General features: G+C 66.5%; 18 protein-coding genes. 8 read left to right on the forward strand and 10 right to left on the reverse strand.

Annotated features, from left to right (window positions below):
- The first annotated feature begins 160 nt into the window (after positions 1-160).
- Complete coding sequence (locus tag MLG_RS12415) at positions 161-997, forward strand: alpha/beta fold hydrolase (RefSeq protein WP_011630189.1); 837 nt, start codon at positions 161-163, stop codon at positions 995-997.
- A gap of 26 nt (positions 998-1,023) precedes the next feature.
- Entirely contained in the window at positions 1,024-1,659 is a 636-nt protein-coding gene (locus tag MLG_RS12420; protein ID WP_011630190.1) for a NifU family protein, read from the forward strand.
- Positions 1,660-1,735: 76 nt separating this feature from the next.
- On the opposite strand, the gene MLG_RS12425 is transcribed toward MLG_RS12420, so the two are convergent.
- Both MLG_RS12425 and MLG_RS12430 read right to left on the reverse strand, forming a co-directional pair.
- Entirely contained in the window at positions 1,736-2,611 is an 876-nt protein-coding gene (locus MLG_RS12425; RefSeq protein ID WP_011630191.1) for a VOC family protein, read from the reverse strand.
- A 51-nt stretch (positions 2,612-2,662) separates the two neighbouring features.
- Positions 2,663-3,721 (reverse strand): ring-hydroxylating dioxygenase ferredoxin reductase family protein, encoded by a 1,059-nt coding sequence (locus MLG_RS12430; protein WP_011630192.1) that lies wholly within the window; start codon positions 3,719-3,721, stop codon positions 2,663-2,665.
- A 211-nt stretch (positions 3,722-3,932) separates the two neighbouring features.
- On the opposite strand from MLG_RS12430, the gene dmpE reads away from it, so the two are divergent.
- The 4 genes from dmpE to MLG_RS12450 all read left to right on the forward strand — a co-directional run bounded on the left by dmpE (position 3,933) and on the right by MLG_RS12450 (position 7,359).
- Positions 3,933-4,715, forward strand: a complete 783-nt coding sequence (gene dmpE / locus MLG_RS12435) for a 2-oxopent-4-enoate hydratase (RefSeq protein WP_011630193.1) — start codon at positions 3,933-3,935, stop codon at positions 4,713-4,715.
- A 32-nt stretch (positions 4,716-4,747) separates the two neighbouring features.
- On the forward strand, positions 4,748-5,650 hold the full coding sequence (locus tag MLG_RS12440) for an acetaldehyde dehydrogenase (acetylating) (RefSeq protein ID WP_011630194.1): 903 nt from the start codon (positions 4,748-4,750) through the stop codon (positions 5,648-5,650).
- Positions 5,651-5,660: 10 nt separating this feature from the next.
- Entirely contained in the window at positions 5,661-6,689 is a 1,029-nt protein-coding gene (dmpG, locus tag MLG_RS12445; protein ID WP_011630195.1) for a 4-hydroxy-2-oxovalerate aldolase, read from the forward strand.
- Positions 6,690-6,750: 61 nt separating this feature from the next.
- Entirely contained in the window at positions 6,751-7,359 is a 609-nt protein-coding gene (locus MLG_RS12450) for an FMN-dependent NADH-azoreductase (RefSeq protein ID WP_011630196.1), read from the forward strand.
- Positions 7,360-7,502: 143 nt separating this feature from the next.
- Here MLG_RS12450 and MLG_RS12455 read toward each other — a convergent pair whose 3' ends face one another.
- The 5 genes from MLG_RS12455 to MLG_RS12475 all read right to left on the reverse strand — a co-directional run bounded on the left by MLG_RS12455 (position 7,503) and on the right by MLG_RS12475 (position 14,761).
- Complete coding sequence (locus MLG_RS12455; protein WP_011630197.1) at positions 7,503-8,249, reverse strand: glutathione peroxidase; 747 nt, start codon at positions 8,247-8,249, stop codon at positions 7,503-7,505.
- 138 nt (positions 8,250-8,387) lie between these two features.
- On the reverse strand, positions 8,388-9,653 hold the full coding sequence (locus MLG_RS12460; protein WP_011630198.1) for a DUF1329 domain-containing protein: 1,266 nt from the start codon (positions 9,651-9,653) through the stop codon (positions 8,388-8,390).
- A gap of 20 nt (positions 9,654-9,673) precedes the next feature.
- On the reverse strand, positions 9,674-11,212 hold the full coding sequence (locus tag MLG_RS12465) for a DUF1302 family protein (protein WP_011630199.1): 1,539 nt from the start codon (positions 11,210-11,212) through the stop codon (positions 9,674-9,676).
- A 48-nt stretch (positions 11,213-11,260) separates the two neighbouring features.
- Complete coding sequence (locus tag MLG_RS12470; protein ID WP_011630200.1) at positions 11,261-13,639, reverse strand: efflux RND transporter permease subunit; 2,379 nt, start codon at positions 13,637-13,639, stop codon at positions 11,261-11,263.
- Positions 13,640-13,645: 6 nt separating this feature from the next.
- Positions 13,646-14,761, reverse strand: coding sequence for a WD40/YVTN/BNR-like repeat-containing protein (locus MLG_RS12475; RefSeq protein ID WP_011630201.1), 1,116 nt, complete (start codon positions 14,759-14,761; stop codon positions 13,646-13,648).
- A gap of 391 nt (positions 14,762-15,152) precedes the next feature.
- Here MLG_RS12475 and MLG_RS12480 point away from each other — a divergent pair, with 391 nt between their 5' ends.
- Positions 15,153-15,710 (forward strand): winged helix DNA-binding protein, encoded by a 558-nt coding sequence (locus tag MLG_RS12480; protein ID WP_083761880.1) that lies wholly within the window; start codon positions 15,153-15,155, stop codon positions 15,708-15,710.
- Positions 15,711-15,820: 110 nt separating this feature from the next.
- Positions 15,821-16,444, forward strand: coding sequence for a winged helix DNA-binding protein (locus MLG_RS12485; RefSeq protein ID WP_011630203.1), 624 nt, complete (start codon positions 15,821-15,823; stop codon positions 16,442-16,444).
- A gap of 62 nt (positions 16,445-16,506) precedes the next feature.
- Here MLG_RS12485 and MLG_RS14940 read toward each other — a convergent pair whose 3' ends face one another.
- The 3 genes from MLG_RS14940 to galU form a co-directional block, all read right to left on the reverse strand.
- A complete protein-coding gene (locus MLG_RS14940) occupies positions 16,507-18,006 on the reverse strand; it encodes a biotin-independent malonate decarboxylase subunit gamma (protein ID WP_011630204.1) in 1,500 nt (499 codons plus the stop codon).
- A gap of 245 nt (positions 18,007-18,251) precedes the next feature.
- The gene (locus MLG_RS12495) at positions 18,252-19,229 is read right to left on the reverse strand and encodes a quinone oxidoreductase family protein (protein ID WP_011630205.1); all 978 of its coding nucleotides are present in this window, start codon (positions 19,227-19,229) and stop codon (positions 18,252-18,254) included.
- A 61-nt stretch (positions 19,230-19,290) separates the two neighbouring features.
- Positions 19,291-20,169: a UTP--glucose-1-phosphate uridylyltransferase GalU gene (gene galU / locus MLG_RS12500; RefSeq protein ID WP_011630206.1), complete on the reverse strand. Its 879-nt coding sequence runs from the start codon at positions 20,167-20,169 to the stop codon at positions 19,291-19,293.
- Positions 20,170-20,222: the final 53 nt, after the last annotated feature.

The following is a 20,222-nucleotide window of genomic DNA, read 5'->3' on the forward strand; positions in this document are numbered from 1 at the left end:
CTCCTCCGGATGCCTCGCATCGATGTCGCCTGCCGGCCACCTTATCTTTGTTTTTGATTGACGTTCAATAGACTGTCAAGTAATTTTATCTCAACCGCGAACGAAAACCACCCACGACGGTGGCGCGGTGACCCTTAAACAGGAGGAAGGAGAGCGCACGATGACGCAGAACCCCGAAATCGGCCTGTTCCACGAGGCCGACGGCATCAAGACCAACTACCACGACGTGGGCGATGGCCACCCGGTCGTGCTCCTGCACGGCTCCGGGGCCGGCGTGACCGCCTGGGCCAACTGGATGGGACTGATCCCGGAGTTGTCCCAGGAACGCCGGGTGGTGGCACCGGATCTGGCCGGTTTCGGCTACACCGAGGTGCCCGACGATATCGAGTACCGCTTCATGGACACCTGGGTGGACCAGATGGTCCGACTGCTCGACGCCCTGGAGATCGAGCGCACCGACCTGGTGGGCAATTCCTTCGGCGGCACGCTGGCCATCGCCCTGGCAGTGCACCACCCGGAGCGGGTGCGGCGCATGGTCCTGATGGGCAGCGGCGGCCAGCCCTTCACCGTCAGCCCGGAGCTGGAGGCGCTGTGGGGCTATACCCCGTCGTTCGAGAACATGCGCCGCATTCTCGACATCATGGCCTTCGACCGCTCGCTGGTGACCGACGACATCGCCGATATCCGCTACCGGGCCACCATCCGTCCCGGGGTGCAGGAGCGGTTCGAGCGCATCTTCCCGCCACCCCGCCAGCGTTGGGCCGATGCCACCGTGTTCTCTGATGAGCAGCTCGCCGGCATCGACCACGAGACCCTGATCCTGCACGGCCGCGAGGACCGGGTGGTGCCGGTCGCTGTCTCCGAGCAGCTGTTCCGAAAGATCGACCGGGCCCAACTGCACATCTTTGGCCGTTGCGGGCACTGGACCCAGATCGAGCAAAAGCAGCGCTTCATCAGCCTGGTCCGCCAGTTCCTCAATGAGGCGGACGCGCAGTGACCCCGACCTGAGAAGGAGGATGTTTCATGAGGCCAACGATCCAGATCAGTCCGGAGGCGCAGGCGCACTTCCGCCAGCTCCTGAGTGACCCGGCCCGCTCCGGCGCATCGCTGCGCATCTACGTGCTCAACCCGGGCAGCCGGGAGGCCCACTGCGGCATCGGCTACCGCTCCGCCGACACACCGGGCGGGGACGAGGCAACCCTCGCCTTTGAGGGCTTTGAACTGCACTACCGCCCCACCCAGGCCTTCTATCTGGAGGGCGTGGTGGTGGACTACCGGGACGCCGGGCGTGGCGGCCGGCTGACCATGAAGGCCCCCAATGCCGCCCGGCTTCCCGAGCCCGACGCCATGCAGTCACTGGAGGAGCGGATCACGCACGTGCTGGAGACGGAGATTAATCCTGACCTCGCCGCCCACGACGGCAGCGTGACCGTGGAGCGGGTGGACGAACAGGGCCGTGCCCTGATCCGCTTCGCCGGGGGCTGTCAAGGCTGTGCAGTGGTGGATCAGACCCTCACCGGACTGGTGGAGAAGACGCTGCTGGCCCGCGTCCCGGCGCTCACGGGCATCCGGGACGTCACTAACCACGCGGCCGGGACCAACCCCTTCCACGCCATCCGCTCCAACCTGGAACAGGGGGCAGAGGCCGCCCCACGCTAGACCGGTGCGGGCGCCCCAACGCCGACGCCCCGCCCGGCTCTCGCCGGCGCGGGGCGCCTTGCTGCGGGTAAGCCGGTCAGTCCTGAGCCTTGCCCAGGTTATGCCCCCAGAGCTTGGGCGCGTTGTAGAACTGCACCTCCCAGTCCTCCTCGTCCTCAATGGTTCGGCCGCCGTAGCCGTATTCGATGGCGAAACCGCCCGGGGTCATCATGTAGAAGGAGGTCATATGGTCGTTGGTGTGCTTGCCCAGGGTCAGCGCCAGCGGGATACCCCGACGCTGCACCTCATCATAGCCCCGGCCCACGTCGTCGATGGAGCGCGCCTGCAGCATGAGGTGGTTGAGCTCCCCGGCCCCGGTCCCGAAGCAGGGGTTCATGATCGCCAGGCTGTGGTGGCGCGGGTTGCAGTGCAGGAAGGTGGCCCGGGCCTCGTCCCAGTGGATGTAATCGCTGACCCTGAAGCCCAGCTTGTCCTGGTACCACTGCACTGTCGCGGCAGGATCGGCACTGGCCATCAGGATATGCCCCAGGCCCTGCTCGCCGGTGTTGAAACCGCTGATCGCCCGACTGGGTTTGAACGGCTGGCCGTCGACCACGCCGCCAAAGGCCAGTTCCGTCCTGACGCCGTCGGGGCCCTCGAAATAGACCATCCGCATCACCGCGCGCTCCTCGCACAGGCGGGCATCCGCCTCCTCGCAGGCCACGCCCTGTTCGCGCAGCCCGCGCAGAACCTGGTCGAACTCCGCCTGGGTGTCGGCCTCCCAACCGACATAGGCGGTGCTGTTCTCGCCGGTGGAATAGAGGGTGATGCGGTGGTGGCGGTCGTCGACGCGCAGCTGCAGCGGCGCCCCCTCCTCGCGCGGCCGGGCCTCAAGGCCCAGCACATCGAACAGGATGGCCTCCCACTGTGCGTCGAGGCGCTCCACGTTGATACCCAGATAGCTCAGTTGCATGGTCTTCTCTCCTGGCGTTGCCTTGGTGTGTGGCCCGGAACGGTGCCGGGCTTACTCAGCGCTTGGGGTAAATTGCTCTGCGAAGATGCGATCGGCCGGCAGGCCCAGCTCGATCAGGCGCGCGCGGGCGGCCTCGATCATGGGCGGCGGGCCGCAAAGGTAGGCCGTGGTGCCCGGGGCGGCCACGTCCGCGGCCTGCAGGGCGTCCACCGGGGTGCCGATGCGACCGGCGTAGCCCTCCGGGGCCTGGTCGACCGAGGTCCGCACCTCCAGCTTGCTCATCCAGAAGCAGCGCAGCTCCAGCTCGTCACCATGGAACAGGTTATCCGGTGTCGCGCAGCCAAAGCTGAGCAGGGTCTTGGGGGCGCGGCTGCCCTGCACCCGCACGGTGTCCAGCATCGCCATCATGGGTGCCAGGCCGGTGCCTCCGGCCACCATCACCAGGGGGCCCTCGGGCTCACGCAGGTAGAAGGCGCCATGGGGCCCCTCCACCTCGATGTGATCCCCCACCGCCGCTCGCTCCCGCAGGTAATCGGACATGGCACCGGACTCCAGGATGCGGATCAGGAACTCCACCCGCGGCGCCTCGCCGGGGGCGCTGGACATGGAGTAGGAACGCCAGTCCTCGGTCCCCGGAATACGCAACCGGGCATACTGCCCCGGCCAGAACTCGAAGGTCTGGTCCTCCGGCAGGGTCAGGGCCAGGCGCACCACATTGCTGCTCAGCCACTCCAGCTCGGTGATCTCGGCCTCGGACTGCTCCGGGGTCTGCTCGCCCAGCGTGCTGGGATAGTCCAGCTCCAACACGCTGTCGGCCTCGGCAAAGGCCTGACAGGTGAGCCGGTAACCCTCTTCGCGCTCGCTGGAGAGCAGCGCCGTCTGCTTTTTGCTGTTCATACGCACATCGCCGTCGCAGACCCGGGCCACGCAGGTCCCGCAGCTTCCGCTTTCGCACTGCGAGATCAGGGGCACCCCCTGCGCCAGCGCCGCAGCCAGGACCGACTGGCCGGGCGCCACCTCCACCCGGTGTTCCACGTCATCGGCAAAGCGCAAGGTCACTCGGTGAACCCCTTGCACCCCCTGCGTCACGGTCTCCGCATTTGCACTCATGATCATCTCCTCCGGACTCTTCGGCCCCCCACCACCGGTCGTCCTGCCGGCGGCAATGGCCTGTCGCGTCTGGGGCCAGGGGCAATGGATGCATTGGACGCTGCCTTGCTGACCCGCTATGATGAAACTATGTATTGACGGTCAATTGAAGTTTTATATTTAATCTATACGAAGTCAACAGCTGATTTGCCGATAGGCAGGAGAGAAGCAGATGGAGGCAGAGAAGATCGACCACTACGGCGAGGCGCTGCACCAGGCCCTGGTCAACAGCGAGCCCGTGGAGCCCCTCACCGAGCGCGAGCCGGAGCTGACGCTGGACGATGCCTATCAGATCCAGCTGCGCATGGTGCAGCGGCAGCTGGATGCGGGGCAGCGCGTGGTGGGCAAAAAGATTGGTGTCACCAGCAAGGCGGTGCAGGACATGCTCAATGTGCACCAGCCGGACTTCGGCCACCTGCTGGACGGCATGGTGTACGGCCAGTCCAGCGCGGTGCCGGTCTCGCAGATGATCCGGCCGAAGGCGGAGGGCGAGATCGCCTTTCTGCTGGGCCGCGATCTGGAGGGGCCCGGCATCACCAACGCCGATGTCCTCAGGGCCACCGAGCTGGTCATGCCCTGTTTCGAGATCGTCGATTCCCGGATCCGGGACTGGCGCATCCGCATCCAGGACACGGTGGCCGACAACGCCTCCTGCGGGCTGCTGGTCCTGGGCGATTCCGGCGTCCCGCCCCGGGACCTGGACCTGAGCCTGTGCGGCCTCGTGCTGGAGCGCAACGGCGCGGTGGAGCAGACCGGGGCCGGCGCCGCCGCGATGGGCTCGCCGGTCAACTGCGTCACCTGGCTGGCCAACACCCTGGGCCGTCTCGGCATCCCGCTGAAGGCCGGCGAGGTCATCCTCTCCGGGGCACTGACCGCAATGGTGGATGCCCACCCCGGCGACAACATGCGGGTCGCCATCGGCGGGCTGGGCTCTGTCTCCCTGCGCTTCGTTTAACCCCCTGATTCCGCAACCCCGAGGAACCGCTTATGAAGATCCAATGCGCCATTATCGGCTCCGGCAACATCGGCACCGACCTGATGGCCAAACTGCAACGCAGCCCGGTGCTGGAACCCGCGTGGATGGTGGGCATCGATCCGGACTCCGACGGTCTCGCCCGCGCCCGTGCGGCCGGCCTGAAGACCACCCACGAAGGCGTGGACGGCCTGCTGCCGCACATTGAGGGGGACGGCGTGCGCATCGCCTTCGATGCCACCTCCGCCTACGTACATGCCGAGAACGACCGCAAGCTCCAGGAGAAAGGGGTCATGGTCATTGACCTGACCCCGGCCGCCATCGGGCCCTTCTGCGTCCCGCCGGTCAATCTCAAGGACCGAATCGGCGACGGCGCCACCAACGTCAACATGGTGACCTGCGGCGGCCAGGCGACGGTCCCCATCGTCGCGGCGGTCAGCCAGGTACAGCCGGTGGACTATGCCGAGATCGTGGCCACCATCTCCTCCCGGTCCGCCGGGCCGGGCACCCGCAAGAACATCGATGAGTTCACCCGCACCACCTCGCGGGCCATCGAACAGGTGGGCGGCGCCAAACAGGGCAAGGCCATCATCATCCTCAATCCCGCCGAGCCGCCATTGATCATGCGCGACACCGTGCACTGCCTGGTGCAAGGCAAACCGGACCACAAGGCCATCACCGAGTCCATCGAACGGATGGTGGCCGAGGTGCAGCGCTACGTACCGGGCTACCGGATCAAGAATGGCCCCACCTTCGACGGTCAGCGGGTGAGCACTTTCCTGGAGGTAGAGGGCCTGGGCGACTACCTGCCCCATTACTCCGGCAACCTGGACATCATGACCGCGGCAGCCGCCCGCGCCGCCGAGATCTTCGCCGAGAGCCTGCAATCGGCGTCCGACGCACCGGCCACTGCCTAAGGAGCACACCATGACTGACAAGAAGGAAATCCTGGTCCACGACATGTCCCTGCGCGACGGCATGCACTCGGTCCGCCACCAGTTCTCGCTGGCGCAGATGATCGAGCTGTCCACCGCCCTGGACGAGGCCGGTGTACCCCTGATCGAGGTCACCCATGGCGATGGCCTGGGCGGCCACTCGGTCAACTACGGTTTCGCCGCCCACTCCGACCGGGAGTACCTGGAGGCCGTTATTCCGCGGATGCAGCAGGCGCGCGTCTCGGCGTTGCTGCTGCCCGGTATCGGCACCGTGGACGACCTGCGCATGGCCGCCGATTGCGGCGTCCATTGCCTGCGGGTGGCGACCCAGTGCACCGAGGCGGATGTGGCGGAGCAGCACATCGGGCTGTCTCGCAAGCTCGGCCTGGACACCGTCGGCTTTCTAATGATGGCGCATATGCTGCCCGCCGAGGGCCTGTTGGAACAGGCACGGCTGATGGAGTCCTACGGCGCCAACTGCGTCTACATGACCGATTCGGCCGGCTACATGCTGCCAGAGGAGGTGCGCGAAAAAGTCTCCGCCCTGCGCGAGGGGCTCGCCGATGAGACGGAGGTCGGCTTCCACGGCCACCACAACCTGGCAATGGGAGTGGCCAACTCGGTAGCGGCGGTGGAGGCCGGTGCCAAGCGCATCGACGGCTCCGTGGCCGGCTTCGGCGCCGGCGCGGGCAACACCCCGCTGGAGGTCTTCATCGCGGTCTGTGAGCGCATGGGTATCTGCACCGGTGTGGACCTGGGCCGCATCCAGGACGTGGCCGAGGACGTCGCGCTGCCGATGATGGACGCCCCCACCCGGATCGACCGCGACTCGCTGACACTGGGTTACGCCGGGGTCTATTCCTCATTCCTGCTCCACGCCAAACGCGCCGAGGCCAACCACGGGGTACCGGCCCGCGACATCCTGGTGGAGCTGGGCGCCCGCCGTACCGTCGGCGGCCAGGAGGACATGATCGAGGACGTCGCCCTGGAGATGAGCAGGGCGCGCAGCGCAAGCGCCTGACGGCCCGGACCGACCCGGCGGCTCCGACCCCGGGTCGGTCCCCAGGCAGGAGAACTTCGCAATGACCACACTCTTACTCGTGCACTCCAGCGCGCGCACCGGGGGCTCCCGTACCCGGGAGATGGCCGACATCCTCACCGCCGAATGGCACGCCCGGGGCGATAATCATCAGGTCCGGGTGGTAGATCTGGCCGATACCCCACCGCCCCACGTGGACGCGGCCACCATTCGCCATTTTTTCGGACTGGCCGGAGCGGAGGAACCGGCCACCGCCAGCCTGGCGCTGTCGGACACCTGGATCGAGCAACTGCTGCAGGCGGACGCCCTCGCCTTCGCGGTCCCCATGTACAACTTTTCACTCCCCTCGACCCTGAAGGCGTGGCTGGATCACGTCATCCGGCCACGGCGCACTTTCAGGAAGGTCGCCGACGGCGAGTTGGAGGGCCTCGCCGGTCCCAAGCCGGCATTGGTCATGACCGCCAGCGGGGGCCTGTTCGCCGACACGTCACTGGATCACCTGCGTCCCTATATGAAAACCGCATTGGCCTTTATGGGGATCGACAGCCCCCGTTTCGTCGATTGGGAGGGTACCGCTCGTGCTGACATCGACCCGGCAGCCCAACGCCGGACGGTCACGGCTCAGCTCCGGGAGTGGGTCCACGCCTGTTGAGGGGGAGGCACCGGGAAAGGGACGGCAACCCGGGCCGGCCATATGACGACGCCGACGCCCCTTTTCAGCCATCCTGCCGACGAAGAGGTAAGGGCGGGCCGCTTGCCGGACCCGCCCTTACGGCGCGTCTCCGCACTCCGGTGTCAGGCGGCCTGGCGGCGCTGGGTGAGGAAGGCCTCCAGGGCGTCTGCGGACCCGATCAGTCGGCCATCCACGAACACCTGGGGCACGCTGCCGGAGCCGGTGGCGGCCCGCACCGAGCGGGTGATCACGCCCTCGCCCAGGGTGATCTCCTCGTAGGCCATCTGGTGGCTCTCTAGCAGGGCCTTGGCCCGGGCGCAGTGGGGGCAGCCGGCCTTGGCAAAGAGGGTGACGAACTCCGGATGCGGCGCCTCCGGGTTGATATAGCGCAGCATGGTATCGGCATCGGAGACCTCAAAAGGGTCGCCCGGCTTCTGCGGCTCGATGAACATCTTCTCGATCACGCCGTCCTTGACCAGCATGGAGTAGCGCCAGGAGCGCTTGCCAAAGCCCAGGTCGGTCTTGTCCACCAGCATGCCCATGCCCTCGGTGAACTCGCCGTTGCCGTCGGGGATCAGGGTGATATTCTCGGCGTGCTGATCCCGGGCCCACTCGTTCATGACGAAGGCGTCGTTGACCGAGATGCAGACGATCTCATCCACCCCGTTCTCGAAGAACACCGGTGCCAGCTCGTTGAAGCGGGGCAGGTGGGTGGACGAGCAGGTGGGGGTGAACGCCCCGGGCAGCGAGAACACCGCCACGGTGCGGCCGTTGAAAAGGTCGCGGCTGTCCACGTCCACCCACTCACCGTCCTTGCGGGTGCGGAACACGACCTCGGGTACGCGTTGGCCTTCACGATTTTCCGACATGTTATTTCCTCCTATTGCACGATTGGTTCAGGCACGTGGCCCCATGGGCTGACTGCGAAACACCCCGATCCGGCTGAACCGCCCGGGGCCCGGGCCAGGCGCCCGCCGCCTGCCGGCGACGGGTGCCGGTCCCAATGCTCAGCGGGCCACCGAACGCAACGTGGAGACGCCGATGTCATCCTCGGTGAAACCCGGGGTGTTGGTGCTCCACTCGGAGTGATCGGGGATGAAGATCGTGGCCCGGTTGCGCAGGAAATCGATGACCACGCCGGCATTGGTCCGGATATCCCGGAAGCCGTCGTCACCCTCCCCCGGGGTGGAGTTGAACTGCAGGAACTTCCAGAAGTCGCCGGCCTGGTTATAGGCCTCGCCGTAGTGGAGCCGCGGATATTGGGTATCCATGTACACCACCTTCCTGCTATAGGGGTGCTCGCTCGGCGGGATCGCCTCGATCACCCAAACCTCCCGCGGCTCGTAGCGGTCGAAGTTGACGTTCCAGTACGGCGACTGGGAGAGATCAAACAGCGGATACTGCGCGTCAACGTCGTCGGCATTGCCATTGACGTTGTCCGCCCGGCCATTGGCCGCCGCCAGCACCCAACGCCGCTCCACCAGGCGGTATTCGTCATACCAGGAGGGCTGGGCGTTGAAGATCTCGATATCGTCCTGGAGCTGATCGGTGCTGCCCACCGGGTCCATCCAGGCCCCACCGGAGAGGCGGCGGACCCGGCGCACGGCGGGGATGTAGGCCCAGACATCCTCCATGGCGTCGGAGTCGTAGCGGATGCTCAGGGTGCCCAGGCCGCGCACATCCCGCGGCTCGGTGGCCACGAACAGGGTCCGGCTCAGCTCACTGCCGTCACCGGCCACCGGGTCATCCGCGGCCAGCCGCCCCTTCATGGTGTAGCGCAGGAACCACCAATTCTGGATGCGGTCAACGCCGCTGTCGGCGTCCACCATCATGTAGGTGACATTGGGCACGTTCATCACATCGCCCCGGGGCTGCCCGTAGTACCAGTTCCAAATCAGCTTCTCGGCAATGTGCGGGTCATCCTCGTCGATCTCCGGGAAGGGCATCCCCGCCTGCCAGCCCTCCACCTGGCGGGTGTCCGGGTTGAAGCTGACCGCCTCCCGATTGCCCTCGGTGGCCTCCAGGTAGCTGGGATCGAGCTCGATCGCCTGGCTGTGATACATGGGCATCTCGAACCCGGACTCGCGGATGCGCCACTCCAGGCGCTCGGTCAGCAGGTCACCCACCCGGTGCCCCTGGAAGGTCTGGTCGTAGAGTTCATCGATGTTGTCCGCTGAGAGCACCGTGCCCTCGGGGATCTCCGCCCAGGCGCCGGTGGGGAGCCCCACCAGGCCCGCGAGAAGTGCGGAATAACCGATAGTCGTCAATCGCATAGCATCATCCTCCGATCGGATCAGAACTGGTACTTGGCCCGTGCAAAGAGCTGGTTACTGTCTTCGAAATAGCCGAACAGGGAGCGGCTGCCGACCTCGTCTCCGCCCCAGAAGAGGTCCGCCTCCAGCTTGAAGCGCAGACTATCGCCGTACTCGAACGAGACACTGGGGACGGCGAAGCCGCCGCCATAACTGGTGTCGAAGCCGACCACCAGCTCCGGGTTGACTCGGCCGTTGCGGTAGCTCAGACCCAGAATGCCGGTCACCAGGGTCGAGTTCTCGCGACTGCGCTGGCCAAAGCCGACCAGCTCCACGAGTTCGTCGTCGCGGTCGTAGCTGGTGATCCAGGTGTCAAACACCTGCACGGAGAAGAAGGCAGGCCGGTCCGCATTCAGCAGACGCCCCAGACCGCGCAGATCCTTGTCCATCCGCACCATGCTGCGGACCACGTCCTTGGTCTCGATGCCCTCAAACCCGGCCAGGCCCAACGCGGCCGCCGCCGCGTTGTCCGCCGAGGCGTTTGCCACGGTTCCGAAGTTATAAGGCTGGTCCTTGATGTAGGCGATCTCGGTGCTCCAGACGAAATCACCCCAGCGGGCGTAACCATTGGCGGTGGCCCCGAACACATCCACCGTGGGGTAGATGGTCTCGCCCCAGGGCCCCCGGGTGGTCTCGCTGCGATAGGGGTTCCAGGCCGGACTCACTACCGGGTCGGCGGAGAAGGTGTGTAGGTAGGCCAGGGAGTAGCCGACCCCGCCGGCGAAGCCCTCCCAGCGCAGGCCGCCAGTGACATCCTGGTAATCCCCCTGATCGTGCTCGAGGTTGTAGGGCACCAGGGTGGTCAGGTCGACGCCCTTGTTGGGGGTATTGGCCCAGCGCCCCCCCTCCAGGTCGTAGCTGTTGCCAATATCGGTGCGCCGGTCCAGTCCCGGGCGCACCAGCACCTGCAGGGAGCCATCCAGGCTCGGGAAGTGCTGGGTGATGTTGGCCATGATCAATGGCTTGCGCAGCTCCTCGTTGGCCGGCTCCAGGAAGCTGCGCCAGCGGAAGTCGAAGCCGTGCACCAAGTCAGTCCCCTGGAAGAAATCGGTCTCGCCCCAGGCGACCTGCTGCTTGCCCAGGCGCACGTCGGTGTTGCGGGTGGGATAGAAATCGACATAGGCCTCGCGCAGCTCGGTCTCGTTGTAATACTCGCGCAGGCTGTCCTCGTCACCGCCATTGGCACCGGCGCGCTCCAGCCGCCGCATGTAGCGGGTGCTGGCCTCGCGCACCACCCGGGACTTGGTGACGAAGCTGGCCCAGTCGGTCTCGGCGTCGATATCCAGGTGGAGAGTGGTGCGCACCATGGAGAGCCGGTTGCGGTGGTTGCCCTCCAGCGCCGGATTGGAGGACGCCGGGTTGTCCAGGTTCACGGAGATATCCTGGGTGATGGCCCCGCTGATGCTGGCGTCCAAATCCAGCGCCTGAGCGGCCCCGGAGGCCGTCATCAGGGCCAGGGCACTGACGCCCAGCACCGAGGCCCGGCGCCTTCCCCCCTGTTCAAACAGACAATTGGTCATGGTCGTGGTCTCCTCTCTGACCTCTTTGGCAATGGATACCGGCCCCGCTCAGCCCTCATTGGGGACCAGGCGGTCACCGGAGGCAGCGGCCTCCTGGCGGGGCTCTGGTTGGAAGTCCCGGTAGATGAACCGGGGTTTGAACACGTAGGCCAGCGACGGCATGACGAACAGTGCCGTCACCGCCGAGACCGTCAGCCACAGGCCCATCAACAGCCCCATCTCGGCCTGGAAGCGCAGCGACGAGGCCCACCAGAGCAGCGTGCTGGCGATGAGCACCGCGGCGGTGATAAGCACGGCCCGGCCGGCGGAGTGCAGGGCCAGGCGGTAGGCCCGCAGTTCATCCCCGCTGCGGCGCAGTTCCTCGCGGATGCGGTCACAGATATAGAGCGCGTAGTCCACGCCCAGACCGATCCCCAACGCGGCCACGGGGACGGTGTTGATGTTCATCCCGATGCCCTGCCAGGCCATGAAGCTGAAGGTGAGGGTGTTGGACATAATCACCGGCACCATGAAGAACATGCCGGCCATGCTCGAGCGGTAGACCAGGGTGCACATCACCACCAACACCAGCAGCGCCAGGGCGATGGACTGGATCTGGCCGGCCAGGATGACCTCGTTGACCGCCCCCAGCAGCCCGATGAGGCCACCGGCCAGCAGGTACTCCCCCCCTTGCAGCGGGTTGTTGTCGATGTACTCGTTCAGCCGCGCCAGGGCGGTTCGAATGGTGTCGCCCTGGCGGTCCCGGAAGAACAGGGTGATGCTGGCGTTCTTTTTGTCGGAGTCGACAAACTGGTCCAGGTCACCGGGCTCGGAGACCGACTCAAAGATATACATCAGCTCGCCGGTCATCAGGGCATCGTTGGGCAGCTCCTGATAGTGCGGGTTGCCCTCCCGCAGCACCCGGTGCACCGTCGGCAGGATGTCCGCCACTGAGAGGGTGCCACCCACCTGGGGCTGCGCCTCCATGAAACGCTGCAGGCGGTTCATGTTGGTGAGCACCTCCGGGCGCTGGACGAACCCCTCTTCCTCGCCGCTGGCGACGATGAACATCCGGTCGGCACCGTGGTAGTTGGCGTTGACGGCAGCGGAGTCCTGGTTGTAGGTGCTATCGGGCCAGAGGATGGGCGAGCCGGGGTTGGCATCACCAACCTGCAGGCCGAAAGCGAAATAGCCGGAGCCGAGCAGCACCACCAGGGCGGTGACCAGTGCCGGCACCCGGGCACGGCCGGCCACCGTGCGCAGGGCCAGGTTGAGCACCGGGCGCAGCGGGTCCAGGCGGCGCCGGGTCTGCACGCGGGCCTGGCTGACCCAGGAGAGCAGCACCGGGGTGAGAATGATGGCGCTCACCGCCACGGTGGAGATCCAGGTGATGGCCATGAAGGCCAGCTTCTGTAACAGCGGGATGGGGCTGAGGGCGACCACCGCGACGCAGCCGGCATCGGTGGCGATGCCCAGCAGCCCGGGGCGGAAGAGCTCCCGCAGGGTGTTGCTGGCCGCCTGGCGGGATGCCGCCGGGGCATCCCCGAGTTTGGCCAGCTCCTCCTCAAAGCGGGTGACGATCTGCACCGAGTGGGAAACGGCCCGTGAGGTGATCAGCACCGCCACCACCACTACCAGCGGGTCGAAATGGATGCCGAGCAGGCTGGCGGTGCCCAATGCCCAACTGCCGCTGGCGAAACCGGAGATCAGCGGCAGCAGGGTGCCCCGCCAGGTGCGCACCAGGGCAAACAGCACCACCGCCATCACCAACAGCGCCAGCATGGCCAGCTGCAGGGTCTCGCTCAGGTAGTGGTTGACCCAGCCGTAGAGGATCGGGTCGCCCACCAGGCGCACCTGGACGCTGGCATCGTCCACCTGGTCAATGAGCGCCCGGATCTCGTTGAACACCACCTCGTAGTCCACCAGGTGGTCGATGAAGTCGGCGGTGATCAGGGTGGAGCTCAGGTCCTCGGAGACATAGGTGCCCATGACTACCGGGTTGGTGACCACCGCCTCGCGCAGCTGATCCAGGCCCGCTTGGGTGGTGGGCACGTCGGGCCACATCAACGACCGGGTATCAATCCCGGCAGTGGAACCGGTGACCTCCTTTAGCTTGCGGGCCGCCAGCGAGACGATCTGGTAGTCATCCACGGCCGGGACGGTGCGCAACTCGCGGGTCAGGAACTGGACCTTGCGCAGCACCTCGGTCTGGAAGATATCCCCTTCCACCGGCTCGATCATGATGGTGACCATGTTCGAGCTGCCAAAGGCGTCTTTGAACTGCTCGTGGGTCTCCACGTAGGGGTGGGACTGCGGCAGCAGGTCCTCGAACACCGTCTCGACATTGATGTTCAGCGCGTTCCAGGCGTGGAACAGCGTGAGGAACGCCAGCACACCGACCAACCAGGCCCGGAGCTGAATACACAGATCGGCAAAACGTTGCACCATAACCGCTTACTCCCCGTTGGTCGTGAATGGCCGCCAGCCGCCACCCGGTCCCTCCCAGAGACCCGCCTGCGCCCCGACGATCAGCACCGCGCCGCCGACCGGCTGAGCGTCCATCAGCCAGGGCATGCTGTTCTCGCTGATCCGGCCGCTCGCCCAGTCGCCCCCGACCCGGCCGGTCACCCAGGCTCCCTGGTCCCCCACCGCCAGCCAATGCCCGGCCTCGGGGTCCCAGCTCACGTCAAACAGGTGCAACTCGGTGGGGCTGTCCGCCGCTGTCCAGGTGGCGCCGTGATCGGTGCTGGTGAGGATCACGCCCTCCAGACCCACGGCCACGCCCCGGCCGTCATCGGCAAAGGCGATGGCGGTCAGGCTGCTGTCGACCACAGGGGGGAGCGCTTCCCACGATGCGCCCCCGTCGGTGCTCCGGCGCATCTCACCGAACTCACCCACGAGCACGCCCACGCCGGCGCCATTGAAGGAGAGGTCGGCCCAGGCCAGATCCTCCTCCGGCATCGCCCGGGACCAGGTGGCACCGCCATCGCCGGTCCGGAGCAGGGCCCCCATCTCACCGACCGCCCAGGCCTCACCCGCCGCCCCGGTGCGGACCCGCAGCAGCTTGTTGGCGATCTCGGAGCGGGGGGCATCGCCCACCGCCCAGGTCTCACCACCGTCCCGGGTGTACAGCACCACGCCGTCGTTGCCGACGGCGACGGCCTCATCGCCCGACCAAGCGGCGATGTGCTGCAGGTGCTCCTGGGTGCCGGCCTGCTGGCGATGCCAGTTGTCGAGGCCCCCCTCGGAGCGCAGGATCTTGCCGTCGCTGCCCACGATCCAGGCCACACCCGGGGCCGGCAGGGCCGCGCCGAAGAAGGCGTCCCGCTCCTCGATCAGGGGCGGCTGCACCGTGGAGCCCAGCGGCTGAGGCCGCACGAAGATGGCCGCCCAAAGCAGGCCGGCGATGAACAGCCAGGGCGCGACGGCCAGCACCGCGCGGCCCAGGACTCCGAGCACACGGATGAGGGCCGACCGAACCGGTTGGGGCCGGACCGGGCTGGCCTCCGTGGCCAGCGCATCCGGGGCGCTGTCCCTGAGGAAGGCTGTCAATAACAATTCGAACCGCATGGTCTCGCTCCTCGTTTACAACTCCACCCGGCTGCGGGTGGCAGCGACGTCAAACGAAAGATGGACAATTTTCAATTGAAAGTCAATTGGTCTTTGCTTGGTTTCATCGTGATTGGCAATGGGATAAGATGTTTCACCGACCGCTGGGGCGTGATGCAACTCACGTTTTGATCGCGGAGGACTATCGAACGCTTTTCCCAGGAGACTGAAAAGGTAAAGGAAAAACCCAGGAAAACAGGCAGTTAAAAAATTCAACACGGTATCCATAGAGGTTCACGTCTGCTAAAATTGCGGTCTCGCGGAACAGCCTCGGCCCGGATCCCCTCCGGGCCGGGCTCCGGGTGTCATGCCGGGGCCCGTGAAACCACTCAGCCGGACGACGGAAGCAGACATGGACTCAGACAAGGAGGCACCGGGCACGGCCGGCAAACCGGCTCGACGCCAGCGCGGCAGGCGCCGCGACACCCATACGGCGGTCACTGAAAACTTTGAGTGGGCGGTGATACGGATGGCCGAGGCCTTCGACCGGTCGACCAAGGGGCTACTCGCCGCCGCTGGCCATGGCGATATCAGTCCGCAGGAGGAGCGGATCCTTAACATGATCCGGCTGCACGACCGCCCCAAGCCGGCCGCTATCGTGGCGCGGCTGCTGAACCGGGACGACCTGCCGAACCTGCAGTACAGCCTGCGCAAGCTGGAACGCAGCGGGCTGGTGGAGAAGACGGCGGATGAGCGCGGGAAGAAGGTGAACTACACGGTGACCGAGGCAGGGCGAGCACTGACCGAGCAGTTCGCCAGGATCCGGCGGGAACTGATTGTCGATCAATTGGAGCCGCTGGAGGGCATTGAGGACCGGCTACGCCGAGGCGCCCGGGTATTGAGTCTGCTCACCGGCTTGTACGACGAAGCCGGCCGGATTTCCGCGACCTACGCGCCGAACACCCGCTAGGCAACGTACTGGCCAGCCGACGGACCTCGAGCCCCGACCACGGATGCCGGCCCACCCCCGGGCTCTATGCACGGCAACCGATGCCGTTATACTCTCGAGGTGATAAACGGATGGACCAGATCACTGCAGTTCCCCGCAACCCTGTTATTGTGGCGCACAACATGAACTCAATGGTGGACACCAAGCGGTATCGCAGCTGGCACCTGGCGCGCACCGAGCACGAGGCCCTGACCACGGAGTTTGAGTGGTCCCTACTCCGCTTCCAGGAGGCCTTCCAGCGCTTCTGCCTGCAGGTGGCCAGCATCAGCGGGCTGGGCAGCCTGAATTACTCGGAGCTCATCATCCTGCACGTGATCAATATGCAGAGCCACCCGCAGCCCTCCGCCCTGATCGCGCGCCAGCTGAACCGGGACGACCTGCCCAACATCCAGTACAGCCTGCGCAAACTGATCAAACAGGGGCTGGTGGAGAAGGTGAAGGACACCGGCGGCAAGACCTACTGCTTCGATGCCACCGACAAGGGGCGGGAGCTGCTGCAACACTATGCGCGGCTGCGCCATGAACTGCTGACCGAGCAGACCAAAAACATCGAGCAGATCGATCGCAAGCTGTTCGAGACCGGCCGGCTGATCAGCCTGCTCACCGGGCTGTACGATGAAGCAGGGCGCATTTCCGCGACCTATAGCCCTTATATGGCGGAAGACGAGGACGGGGAGCCAGACAGCGACGCCTGAGCAATCGCCACCGGACCGGCGGCCGCCACAGCTGGTGGGGCCGCCGGTTCTCGTGGCGCCGTCTACTTGGCGTGGAAGGACTCCATCAAGTCGCAGGCCACCCGGTCACACACCGCCAGCGGCGCGGTTCGGCCGCAGCGTTGCGCCCCGCGCAGGCGGCGGCGGTCCGACTGCCGCAGCCCCGCCAGGCCGGCGTTGAGGTAGCGGCTCAGGCAACGATCCCAGATGGTGTCCACAGCGCCCAGGTGGCAGAAGCGCTCCAATGCGAGGCTGCCATCGCCCCGCTCGCCCAGGCTTTGGGGGGCGAACAGGGCGACCGCCCGCTCCGGCAGGGCGCGGATCCGTGCCCCCTTCAGGGCGTAGAGCTCATCAGCCATCATCGCCGAGGCGATAAAGCTGGCGCCCCAGCCGCTCTCACGTAGCAGGGCGATAACCCGGTGCCCGCGGGTGCGGGCATGGGCCACCACGTTCGCCAGATGGGCCAGGGCCAGGGCGAAACCCTGCTGCTCATTCTCCACGCTGAAGGCCTGCTCGGCATCGGCCAGCAGCAGGATGGACTGCCCCGGATCGTCGGCCATGGTATCCAGCAACAACTGCGCCAGGCGCACCACCTGGACAAAACCGGCCGGCTCTCCAGGGATGAACCCGAGAATCCGGACCGCCTCCCCGCAGGTCCGGACCCCGCCACCCTCAACAAGCCCGTGGCTGGCAGTCACCTCCAGCCCCCTGGGGAACAGGCGGTGCAGATCCTCGCACAGGTTCTCCGGCGGCGCCTGTTCCGCCACGGCCGCGGGCAAGCGTGCCGCCAGGTTTGCCTGCGTGCTCTCCAGATCATGGAAGCCCATCGGTCGGTACTCATCCAGGCACTGGACGATGGCCTCCTGGATGGCCTGGGTGTCATTGACCACCACCCTGTCGGCCTCCCCCGTCCGCAGCCGATGTCCGGCCGACACCGCACCCTCCAGGGCCTCACGCTGGCTGTCACTCAGCCCGCCCTGCTCCGCGATCATGGCATCCATCACCCGGACCCCGGAGGTGCCAAAGCGGGCCCCTTCAACCATGATCAGCCGATCCGCGCAGCGGGCCACCAGGGCCGCCGCGCCGAAGCATCCAATTCGCCCCCCGACCACACCCAGCACGGGGATGCCGGCTGCACGCAAATCCTGGATGCCCCGGACCAGTTCCGCAGCCCCGAGCATGGCGGACTCGGCCTCCTCCAGGCGCACCCCGCCGGAGTCCAGCAGCAGCACAACGGCCTCCGGCACCGCCCACTGGGCGGCCTCCAGCATGCCTTTCAGGCGGGCGGCATGGGTCTCGCCGAAGGTGCCACCGCGGCAACCGCTGTCCTGGGCCGCCAGGAACACCCGGCACCCATCGATATCGCCAACGCCGACCAACACACCATCGTCGCTCTCAAACTCGAGGCCGGTCTCCGCCGGCAGCCCGCGAAGGGTGCCTGCATCGACGAGGTGCTCCATGCGACTGCGGGCGGAGGCCTCACGATAGTGGCGGGCGGCGCCGTCGGGTACGGCACTGTTATCTTGCTTGGTGATACGGCTCATGTCTCCTCCCGGCCAACCATCCTCGCACTGGCCCTATTGCTGGCGCGCGCGAGGGTGTTCATCCAGCCGCGGCAATGTGATGTATTAGGCGGTTTCGTTATAGATGACAAATGGCCGCGGCTGTTTGGAAGCTTGTCTTACATTTTATAAACTTTCAATAGTCTATCTATCGACTTAATAGCAAAAAGGGCTGCCGGCGTACCGGCAGCCCTTGACTTCGCAACAGCGGCACCTCTGCAGGCGTGTCAGACCGTCAGCACCGTGGACCCGGTGGTCTGCCGCGCCTCCAACGCCTTGTGGGCCTCAGCGGCCTGGGCCAGCGGCCAGCTTTGGTTGACGGCCACCTTGAGCACACCCTTCTGCACCACGTCGAACAGCGCCTGGGCGCCGGCCAGCAAGTCCTCGCGCCTGGCGGTATAGGTCATCACCGTGGGCCGGGTGATGAACAGCGAACCCTTGGCGGAGAGCAGTTGCAGGTCCAGCGGTGGCACCGGGCCGGAGGCATTGCCGAAGCTCACCATCAGCCCCAGCGGTCGCAGGCTGTCGAGGGAGTCCTCGAAAGTGTCTTTGCCAATGGAGTCATACACCACCGGCACCCCTTCACCGGCGGTGATCTCCCGCACCCGGTCGGGGAAGCGCTCGCGGGTGTAGACAATGGGATGGTCGCAGCCGTGGGCACGGGCCAGCTCCGCCTTCTCATCGCTGCCCACGGTCCCGATCACCGTCGCCCCGAGGTGCTTGGCCCACTGGCAGACCAACAACCCGACCCCCCCGGCGGCGGCGTGGATAAGGAGGGTATCGCCGGCCTTGACCGGGTAGGTCCGGTGCAGCAGGTACCAGGCGGTCAGGCCCTGCAGCATCATGCCGGCAGCGGTCCGGTCATCGATGGCATCGGGCAGGCGTACCACCCGGTCGGCCGGCATCAACCGTGCCTCGGCGTAGGCCCCCAACGGGGGCGAGGCATAGACCACCCGGTCGCCCACTGCCACCTCGGTCACCCCGTCACCCACGGCCTCGACCACACCGGCCGCCTCCAGCCCCAGACCGCTGGGCAGGCCCGGGGGCGGATAGAGCCCGGTGCGGAAGTAGACGTCGATGTAGTTCAGGCCGACCGCGGTATGGCGCAGGCGCACCTCGCCAGGGCCGGGTTCACCGACCTCCACCGGTTCCCACTTCAGGACGTCCGGACCGCCGGTCTCGTGAATGCGTATGGCATGGGGCATGGTGTGCTCCTCCGCTTGGTGTTGTTATCGTGCCCACCCCTGCCCGCCGCCGATGGGCGGGCTACCGGAACTGGCGGGCCACGTAGTCGCGAAAGGCAGGCCCCAGCTCGGGGTGTTTCAGCCCATAATCGAGGGTGGCCTCCAGGTAGCCCAGCTTGCTGCCACAATCATAGCGCCGCCCGGAAAACTCGTAGGCGAGCACGCGCTCCCGGCGCAGCAGGGTGGCGATGGCGTCGGTGAGCTGGATCTCGCCCTTGGCGTCCGGCGGCGTGCGCGCCAACTCGTCGAAAATCGCCGGGGTGAGAATGTAGCGGCCGACCACGGCGAGGTCGGAGGGGGCCTCCGCCGGCGAGGGCTTCTCGACAATCCCGTTGACGTCGTAGACGCGCTCGCCCAGCGACTCGGCACTGACCACCCCGTACTTGTGGGTCTCCTCGTTTGGGATGCGCTCCACCCCCAACACACTGCTGCGGTGCTCGGCGTACTGCTCGGCCATCTGGCAGAGGACCTCGCGGCCGTTGCCGTCGATCAGGTCGTCGGCCAGCAGCACCGAGAAGGGCTCGTCGCCGATCACGGCGCGGGCGCAATGGACGGCGTGCCCCAGGCCCAGCGCCTCGCCCTGGCGGATGTAGATGCAGTGGACGCCGTCCGGCACCGTGGAACGCACGAGCTCCAGCATCTCGTGCTTCTGCTTCTGTTCCAGTTCCGCCTCCAGCTCGTAGGCCTTGTCGAAGTGATCCTCGATGGCCCGCTTGGTGCGCCCGGTGATGAAGATCAGGGTCTCCGCACCGGCGGCGCAGGCCTCGTCCACGGCGTACTGGATGAGCGGCCGGTCGACCACCGGAAGCATCTCCTTGGGGCTCGCCTTGGTGGCGGGCAGAAAGCGGGTACCGAGACCGGCCACGGGAAACACGGCTTTCTTGATGCGCTGCTCCGTCATGCGTGCTCTCAGAGTCCTTGGTTGTCAGTGGGTGGCGGCGGTCAGCCCCCGGG

This window comes from Alkalilimnicola ehrlichii MLHE-1 (assembly GCF_000014785.1).
GTDB lineage: Bacteria > Pseudomonadota > Gammaproteobacteria > Nitrococcales > Halorhodospiraceae > Alkalilimnicola > Alkalilimnicola ehrlichii.